This is a genomic window from Kitasatospora sp. NPDC057518 (assembly GCF_042802075.1).
In the GTDB taxonomy this organism is placed as follows: Bacteria; Actinomycetota; Actinomycetes; order Streptomycetales; family Streptomycetaceae; genus Kitasatospora.
Genome location: NZ_JBHVEU010000402.1, coordinates 1 through 8,287, shown reverse-complemented (window position 1 = coordinate 8,287; position 8,287 = coordinate 1). Strand labels below are relative to the sequence as shown.

Genomic DNA, 8,287 nt, shown 5'->3' with positions numbered 1-8,287 from the left:
GCTCCCCGGTGTGGGGAGCCGCCCCCGAGCGGCGGTCTTAGCGGGCGCCACCGGCGGCACCGCGGCGGATGCCCAGGCGGTCGACGAGCGTACGGAAGCGCTCGATGTCCTTCTTGGCCAGGTACTGCAGCAGGCGGCGGCGCTGGCCGACCAGGATCAGCAGGCCACGACGCGAGTGGTGGTCGTGCTTGTGGGTCTTGAGGTGCTCGGTCAGGTCCGAGATACGACGGGAGAGCATGGCCACCTGGACCTCGGGGGAACCGGTGTCGCCCTCCTTCTGGCCGAACTCGGCGAAGATCTGCTTCTTGACGTCAGAGGCGAGAGCCACTGCAACTCCTTCAGGGTCTACCGAGCGGTCCTGGTCGACAACACAGGACTCATCGAGAACTCGGTGTCGCGGGCGCGGCCGGCGGTCGTCGGCCCACGGGGGGCGGACACACGGCTGCGCTCGAAGGCCAAGCGTACCAGTGCCGCCCACCCGGCCGTTCGGCGGTCGGGCGGGCGGCTCCGGGGACGGTTCCGGGGCCTCCGCGGGCGGCTCCGGGGGGCCTGCGGTCAGCTGGTGGCGCCGCGGACCAGCCGGTAGACGTCCAGGACGGCGAGCGCCAGCGGGACGAGCGAGATCAGGGTGAGGCTGTCCACCAGGTCCAGGATGCGCCCCCAGAACGGGGAGACCCCGAGCCGCGGCACCACCAGGGCGATCGCGGTGAGCAGCGCGGCGCCGAAGGCGATCGAGGCGGTCAGCCAGATCGTGCGCAGGTCGAGTTCGGTGGTGGAGCCGGCCGCCCGCAGGAAGAACTGCGGGGTGTGCAGGGACAGCCCGACGATCAGCAGGCTCAGGCCGAGCAGGCCGGCCACGGTGAGGCTGAGCACCTGCGCGGTGTAGCGGAACAGCCGGGCGCGCAGCATGGTGGTCAGGCCCAGGGCGAGCGCGAGCACCTCGGGGAAGGTCTCGTCGGTGAAGCCGAGGACGGCGCAGGCGCCGACCACGACCGCGGCGCAGCCGCCGACCAGGCCGACCAGCACCTCGTGCCCGCGGCGGGCCTGGTGCGCGATCCGCTCGTACTGGACGGCCTCGGCGCGCTCGGCCTCCTCGTCGTAGTCGCGGCTGCGGGTGCGGGTCTGGCCGGGGGCGCTGAAGCCGACCGGCAGCCGGGCGAACCGGGCGGAGAGGCTGGGCAGGAAGCCGACCACGGCGACGGCGGCGACGCCGGTGACGGCGGCGATGTGCCCGGCCGGGGTCTCCGGCAGCAGGACGGCCGCGAAGGTGGCGAGCGCGCCGGCGGTGGAGACCAGGGCGGCGGCGACGAACACCGCGTCCTTCTCCGGCAGCAGGCCGGCCAGCAGTACGGAGACCACCAGGGCGGCGACGCAGCCGACCAGGAACTGGAGCCGGCCGGGGCCGTCCCCGAGGTGGGCGACGGCGATCACGCCGCTGCCGCCGATCATGGCGTGCGGCAGCGCGCCGAGGCCGAGCGCGACGGCCGCGTGGGCGTCCTGGTAGACCCGGGCGCGGACCCCGGCGAGCGCGGTGAGCACGACGGCGGTGACGCCGGCCAGCACGCCGGGCAGGCCGTGCATGTCGTGGCGCAGGTCGGAGAACCAGAGCGCGAAGCCGAGCAGGGTGAGCAGCACCCCGGCGCCGATCAGGCCGAAGCCGCGCATCAGCTCGGCTGTCCAGAACCGGCGGTCGGCCTCGACGGCGCTGGCGATCGCGTCGGCGACGTCGTCGTAGACGGCCGGCGGGAGCGACTCGGCGAAGGGGCGCAGCGCCAGCAGGTCGCCGTCGCGGACCTGCTGGGCGGCCAGCGGCAGCCCGCTGTCGAGCACCGTGCCGTCCCGGCGGACCAGGTGGAAGCCGGTGGGGGTGCCGTCGGGCTGGCTCTGGTTGGCCAGCCGCAGCACCTCGGGGTAGACGTCCGCGAGCGGGACGTCCTCGGGCAGGGCGACGTCGATCCGGCGGTCCGGGGCGACGACGGTCACCCGGCAGTAGCCGGTGGCGGCCGCGGTGCTCACGCCCCCACCCCGCTTCGCCCGGCAGGCGCTCCGCCCACTGCGCGGTGTTCGATGATGAGCTCGCTCCGCTCACTCATGCCCGCACCTCGATCCTTCGACGCACGTGGCGCTCCCCCTTGTTGACGGTGCCGAGGCCCGGCGGCGCTCGGTGTTGCTGTGGAACCGGCCCGACCGGGCCGCGAGTTGGCGCGGCGTTACCCTACCCGTTCGGTTCGTGTCCGGTGCCGGTGCGTACCGGGCCCTGGCGGGCGGTGCGGGGGCGACCGTTAGGATCGGCGCCTGCGCAGAGGTACGGGGGCTGCGCTGGGTGGGGCGTCCCCAGTCACCGGATTCCCGTACGGAGCGTGCGCAAGTCACGTGAGGGCTGATGCCGAAGTGATCGATCGACGCCGCGGGGTGGATGACACATGGGTGTGATCACGGTCAAGCGACCGGCCAGGGCGTATCCGCCCACCGTGCCGGACGAACCGGTGGAGCTGGTGAGCCCGCCCGAACTGCCCCGGCAGGGCGGCGAGGACTGGCTGATGAGCATCCTGCCGATGCTGGGCATGGGCGGATCGGCGGTGTTCTTCTTCTCGCCGGGGGCCGCCGCACCCATGAAGATCATGGGCGGTCTGATGATCGCCTCGACGGTCGGCATGGTGCTGGCGCAGATCGTCCGGGCCCGCAAGGGCGGCTCGACCGCGATGGCGGACGAGCGGCGCGACTACCTGAAGTACCTCCAGCAGACCCGCCGCCAGGTGCGCCGCACGGCGGAGCGCCAGCGCGGCGCGCTGCTGTTCCTGAACCCGGCCCCGGACCAGCTCTGGTCGATCGTCGAGGACGGCCGCCGGCTGTGGGAACGGCGCACCGGGGACGGCGACTTCGCGCAGATCCGGGTGGGCCTCGGGCCGGTGCAGCTGTCCACGCCGCTGGTGGCGCCGCAGACCGCGCCGATGGACGAGCTGGAGCCGCTGTCGGCGGCCGCGATGCACTCCTTCCTGAAGGCGCACGGCACCCTCCAGGACCTGCCGCTGGCGGTCTCGCTGCGGGCGTTCTACCACATCACGGTGTGCGGGGACCCGGACTCGGTGTACGGGAACGTGCGCGCGATGATCGCCCAACTGACCACCCTGCACTCGCCGGACGACCTGATGGTGGCGGTCGCGGCCGCGCCCGGTGCGGCCGAGGAGTGGGAGTGGACCAAGTGGCTCCCGCACAACCAGCACCGCAAGGAGGCCGACGGCGCGGGCTCGCGCCGGCTGTTCGCCGCCGACCTGGGCGACCTGGAGTACCTGCTCCAGGACGAGCTGGCCGGCCGCCAGCGCTTCGTGCGGGAGGTGGCCCCGCCGGCCGACCAGCCGCACCTGGTGGTCGTCATGGACGGCGCCGGGGTGCCGCACGACTCGCTGCTGGCGAGCCCGGAGGGCGTGCAGGGCGTGACGGTCATCGAGGTGGTGCCGGGCGAGGTCGACGAACCCAGCGGGCACCTGATGGTGACGGTCAACGCCGAGGAGCTGGTGCTCCGCTCGGCCTCCGGCGCGACGTACACCGGCAAGCCGGACCTGCTCTCGGTGTGGCAGTCCGAGGCGCTGGCGCGGCAGTTGGCGCCGTACCGGATCTCGGCCGGCGGGGACGACGAGCCGCTGCTGTCCAACCTCGACTTCACCGACATGATGAGCTCGGGCGACCCGGGCTCCTTCGACGTGGCCCGCAGCTGGCGCCCGCGCGCCCAGCACGAGCGGATGCGGGTGCCGATCGGCGTCGGCGCCAACGGCGAGCACGTCTACCTGGACATCAAGGAGGCCGCGCTGGAGGGCATGGGCCCGCACGGCCTGTGCGTCGGCGCGACCGGTTCCGGCAAGTCGGAGCTGCTGCGCACGCTGGTGCTGGCGCTGGCGATGACCCACTCCTCGGAGATCCTGAACTTCGTCCTCGCCGACTTCAAGGGCGGTGCGACCTTCTCCGGCATGGCGGACATGCCGCACACCTCCGCGGTGATCACCAACCTGGAGGGCGAGCTCACCCTGGTCGACCGCATGCGCGACGCGATCGAGGGCGAGCTGCACCGCCGCCAGGAGCTGCTGCGCTCGGCGGGCAACTACGCCAACATCCACGAGTACGAGCGGGCCCGGGCGGCCGGCGCGGCGCTGGACCCGCTGCCCTCGCTGGTGCTGATCATCGACGAGTTCTCCGAACTCCTCAGCGCCAAGCCCGACTTCATCGAGATGTTCATCCAGATCGGCCGGATCGGCCGCTCGCTGGGCGTGCACCTGCTGCTGGCCTCGCAGCGCCTGGAGGAGGGCAAGCTGCGCGGCCTGGACACCTATCTGTCGTACCGGATCGGTCTGCGCACCTTCTCGGCCGCGGAGTCCCGGGCGGCGATCGGCGTGCCGGACGCGTACCACCTGCCGCCGGTGCCGGGTGTCGGCTACCTGAAGTTCGGCGAGGACGTGATGGACCGGTTCAAGGCCGCCTACGTCTCGGGGCCGTACCGGGCGCCGGGGCAGCAGCGGTCGACCGGCGGGCGACGGGTCGACACCCGCCCGGTGGAGTTCACCGCCGCCTTCGTGGACCTCCCGGACCCGGTGGAGGTGGAGGTCGTACCGCAGGCCCCGGAGCAGGACGACGCGCTGGTGGACACCGTCCTGGACGTGTTCGTCCAGCGGATGGCCGGCCAGGGCCCGGCCGCGCACCAGGTCTGGCTGCCGCCGCTGGAGGAGGCGCCGAGCATGGACCACCTGCTGCCGCCCCTGCAGGTCGTGCCGGAGCGCGGGCTGACCGCGCCCGGCTACCCGGCGGGCCGGCTGCGGGCGCCGATCGGCATCGTCGACCGGCCGCGCGAGCAGAAGACGGACATCCTGGAGGTCGACTACGCGGGGGCGGCCGGCCACGGTCTGATCGTGGGCGGCCCGCGCTCCGGCAAGTCGACCGTGGTGCGCACCATGGTGGCCTCGTTCGGCCTCACCCACACCCCGCTGGAGGTGCAGTTCTACCTGCTCGACTTCGGCGCGGGCAGCTTCCAGTCGCTGGGCGGGCTGCCGCACGTCGGCGGGGTGGCCGGGCGCCTGGACGTGGACAAGGTGCGCCGGATGGTCTCCGAGGTGCACGGGGTGCTCAACCGGCGCGAGGAGCTGTTCCGGGCCGCCGGGATCGACACCATCGCCACTTACCGGGCCCGCCGGGCGGCCGGCCAACTGCCGGACGAGGCCTTCGGCGACGTCTTCCTGGTGATCGACGGCTGGAACACCTTCAAGCAGGAGTTCGAGGGCCTGGAGCCGGTGATCGGCGACATCGCCCAGCGCGGCCTCGGCTACGGCGTGCACCTGGTGATCACCGCGGCCCGGTACGCCGAGGTGCGCCCGGCCCTGAAGGACCTGCTGCAGAACCGGACCGAGCTGAAGCTCGGTGACGCGATGGAGTCCGAGGTCGACCGCCGGGTGGCGCAGAACGTCCCGTCGCTGGCCGGGCGCGGCATCACCCCGGAGCGGCTGCACTTCCTGTCCGGCCTGCCCCGGCTGGACGGCTCCTCCTCGGTGGAGGACCTCCAGAACGGCGTGGCCGGGCTGGTCGCCGCCGTCGACGGGGCCTGGACCGGCCCGCGCGCCCCGCAGGTGCGGATGCTGCCGGCCGTCCTGGACGGCCACGCGCTGCCGAAGGGCTTCGAGCACCCGGAGCGCGGCGTCGCCTTCGGCGTGGACGAGGCGGAGCTGGCACCGGTCTTCGTCAACTTCGAGACCGACCCGCTGTTCATCGTCTTCGGCGACACCGAGTCCGGGAAGTCGGCGGTGCTGCGGATGCTGATCAAGCAGATCACCGAGCGGTACACCCCGGACCAGGCCGGCATCGTGGTCGGCGACTACCGGCGCGCGCTGCTCGGCACCGTGCCGCCGGAGTACCTGGTGGAGTACGCGGCCGCGCAGCCGGCCATGGCGGCCATCGTGGACATGCTGCGCGGCGCCTGCTCGCGCCGCCTGCCGGGCCCGGACGTGACCGCCGAGCAGCTGCGCAACCGCAGCTGGTACAGCGGCAAGGACATGTTCGTGATCGTCGACGACTACGAGCTGGTCGCGACGAGCTCGGGCAACCCGCTGGCCCCGCTGGCCGAGTTCCTGCCGTTCGCCCGCGACATCGGCCTGCGGGTGATCGTGGCCCGCAGCGCGGGCGGCGCCGGCCGCTCGCTGTACGAGCCGGTGCTGCAGCGGATGCGCGAGCTCGGCGGCCAGGGCGTGATCCTCTCCGGCAACCGGGACGAGGGCGCGCTGCTGGGGACGGTCAAGCCGCAGGCGCTGCCGCCGGGCCGCGCCGTCTTCGTGTCACGCCGCGTGACCAGCGGGCAGATGGTCCAGACGGGCTGGCTGCCGGTGGCGTAGCCGCGCCGGCCGTCACGGACGGTGAGCGAAGGGGTCGGACTCGTGGAGTCCGGCCCCTTCGGCGTCCCGGGTTCCGAAACGTTACCTAGATCTTTCCGGGCGGGGGCTGCGGTTCCCGTACCCCGCCGGGGAGTTGCCGGGCGTCTCAGGGGCACCTGGGCGTATCACCGCTCACTCGAAGTACGACCTTGGAATCGCGGTCCGCCCTCTTTGTTCACCTTCGATTCAATTGCCATGTGGCCAAAGTAACAAGTCGGACAAAGCTGGCAATGACCGAACGTGATCATCGGATCGTATGTCTATGCCGTTCGCCGCAACGGATTCCGAAGCAGTTCCGGCGTTGACGCGATCAATACGCCCAAGGTTCCATGGCGGCCAGGGAGCGCCTGGAACCGGACACCGAGCAACCAGCCAGCGGAGGCGATACCGCTCCCACCCCAGCACCGCACAGAGCCGATCGGAAGCCACATGACCGACACGCTTCGCCCGCCACAGACCGTAGCCGCCCCCGCGGCCGAGGCGGCAGCGCCCCAACAGCTCAAGCGCTCGATCGGCGTCGTGGGCGGCACCCTGCTCACGCTGTCCTGCGTCACCCCCGCCTCGACGCTCTTCGTGATCGTGCCGGAGCTGTTCTCCAGCATCGGCAGCGCCACCGCGCTGGCCATCGCGATCGGCACCGTGCTCTGCGTCGCGGTCGCGTTCTGCTACTCCGAACTCGGCACCCTGATCCCCAGCGCCGGCGGCGAGTACGCGATGGTCGGCACCCTGGCCGGGCGGCTGATGGGCTGGCTGGTCTTCGTGCTCTCCCTGATCGTGGTGATGATCGTCCCCTCGGTCATCGCCCTCGGCACCGCCGACTACCTCGCGCCCGTCCTGCACCTCGACAAGGCCATGACCGGCGCCGCCGTGATGCTGGCCGCCACCCTGGCCGGCCTGCTCGACCTGCGCGCCAACGCCTGGATCACCGGCGTCTTCCTGGTCCTGGAGGTCATCGCGGCCGGCGTGGTCTCGGTGCTCGGCTTCGCCCACACCAACAGCGACGCCCCCAGCCTGCTGCACGGCGTGGTCACCGGGGACGGCGGCGCCACCACCACGGTGAGCGTCGGCGCCATCGTCGGCGCGCTCGGCATCGCCCTGTTCATCACCCAGGGCTTCTCCACCGCCGTCTACCTGTCCGAGGAGCTGGAGAACCCGCGCCGCAACGTCTCGCGCACCGTGCTGTGGACGCTCGGCATCTCCTCCGCGATCATCCTGGTCCCGGTCGTCGCGATCACCGTGGGCGCCCCCGACCTGCAGACCCTGGCCTCCGGCGACATCTCCGGCATGGTCACCGCCTGGAGCAACTCCGCGGTCGGCACCTTCATCAGCCTCTGCGTCGCGCTGGCCATCATCAACGCCGGCATCGTCATGGTCATCCAGAACTCCCGGGTGCTGTTCGCCTCCGCCCGCGACAAGGCCTGGCCGGAGCCGGTCAACAAGGCCTTCGGCACCCTCGGCCGGTTCGGCTCGCCGTGGATCGCCACCCTGGCGGTCGGCCTGCCCGGCGCCGCGCTCTGCTTCGTCAAGGGCGAGCTGCTGAGCAACATCACCGGCGTCGCCGTCACCGGGATGTACCTGCTGGTCGCGATCGCCGCGCTGCTCTCCCGCCGCGGCCACCACAAGCACGCCTCCGCCTGGCGGATGCCGCTGTGGCCGGCCGTCCCGGTCGTGCTGATCGCCGTCCTGGTCTACGTGATGACCAAGCTGGACACCGAGCCCCTGCTGTGGACCGGCGGCATCACCGCCGCCGCCACCCTCTACTGGCTGTTCTACCTTCGCCCCCGGCAGGACACCCGCTGGGTGATCAGCCTCCCCGAGGACCAGCAGGACTGACCCCCACCCCTCCCCCACACGGCGGTGCCCCGGGCCTCCCCCAGGCC

General features: G+C 72.4%; 4 protein-coding genes. 2 read left to right on the top strand and 2 right to left on the bottom strand.

Annotation, left to right across the window (positions count from 1 at the left end; translation table 11 throughout):
- Positions 1 to 37 precede the first annotated feature (37 nt).
- Positions 38 to 328 carry a 30S ribosomal protein S15 gene (gene rpsO / locus ACFU7Z_RS31135; protein WP_031072625.1) on the bottom strand — a complete coding sequence of 97 codons (291 nt, stop codon included), beginning with the start codon at positions 326 to 328 and terminating at the stop codon, positions 38 to 40.
- A 227-nt stretch (positions 329 to 555) separates the two neighbouring features.
- Complete coding sequence (gene eccD, locus ACFU7Z_RS31130) at positions 556 to 2,016, bottom strand: type VII secretion integral membrane protein EccD (RefSeq protein ID WP_049651682.1); 1,461 nt, start codon at positions 2,014 to 2,016, stop codon at positions 556 to 558.
- 407 nt (positions 2,017 to 2,423) lie between these two features.
- On the opposite strand from eccD, the gene eccCa reads away from it, so the two are divergent.
- Together eccCa and ACFU7Z_RS31120 are read left to right on the top strand one after the other, a co-directional pair.
- Positions 2,424 to 6,368, top strand: a complete 3,945-nt coding sequence (gene eccCa / locus ACFU7Z_RS31125) for a type VII secretion protein EccCa (RefSeq protein WP_074006411.1) — start codon at positions 2,424 to 2,426, stop codon at positions 6,366 to 6,368.
- A gap of 468 nt (positions 6,369 to 6,836) precedes the next feature.
- Positions 6,837 to 8,240 carry an APC family permease gene (locus tag ACFU7Z_RS31120; RefSeq protein ID WP_049651684.1) on the top strand — a complete coding sequence of 468 codons (1,404 nt, stop codon included), beginning with the start codon at positions 6,837 to 6,839 and terminating at the stop codon, positions 8,238 to 8,240.
- The last annotated feature ends 47 nt before the right edge of the window (positions 8,241 to 8,287 follow it).

Coding starts and splice junctions, on each gene's coding strand:
- ACFU7Z_RS31120 (WP_049651684.1), top strand. CDS start 6,837: ATGACCGACACGCTTCGCCCGCCACAGACCGTAGCCGCCCCCGCGGCC.
- eccCa (WP_074006411.1), top strand. CDS start 2,424: ATGGGTGTGATCACGGTCAAGCGACCGGCCAGGGCGTATCCGCCCACC.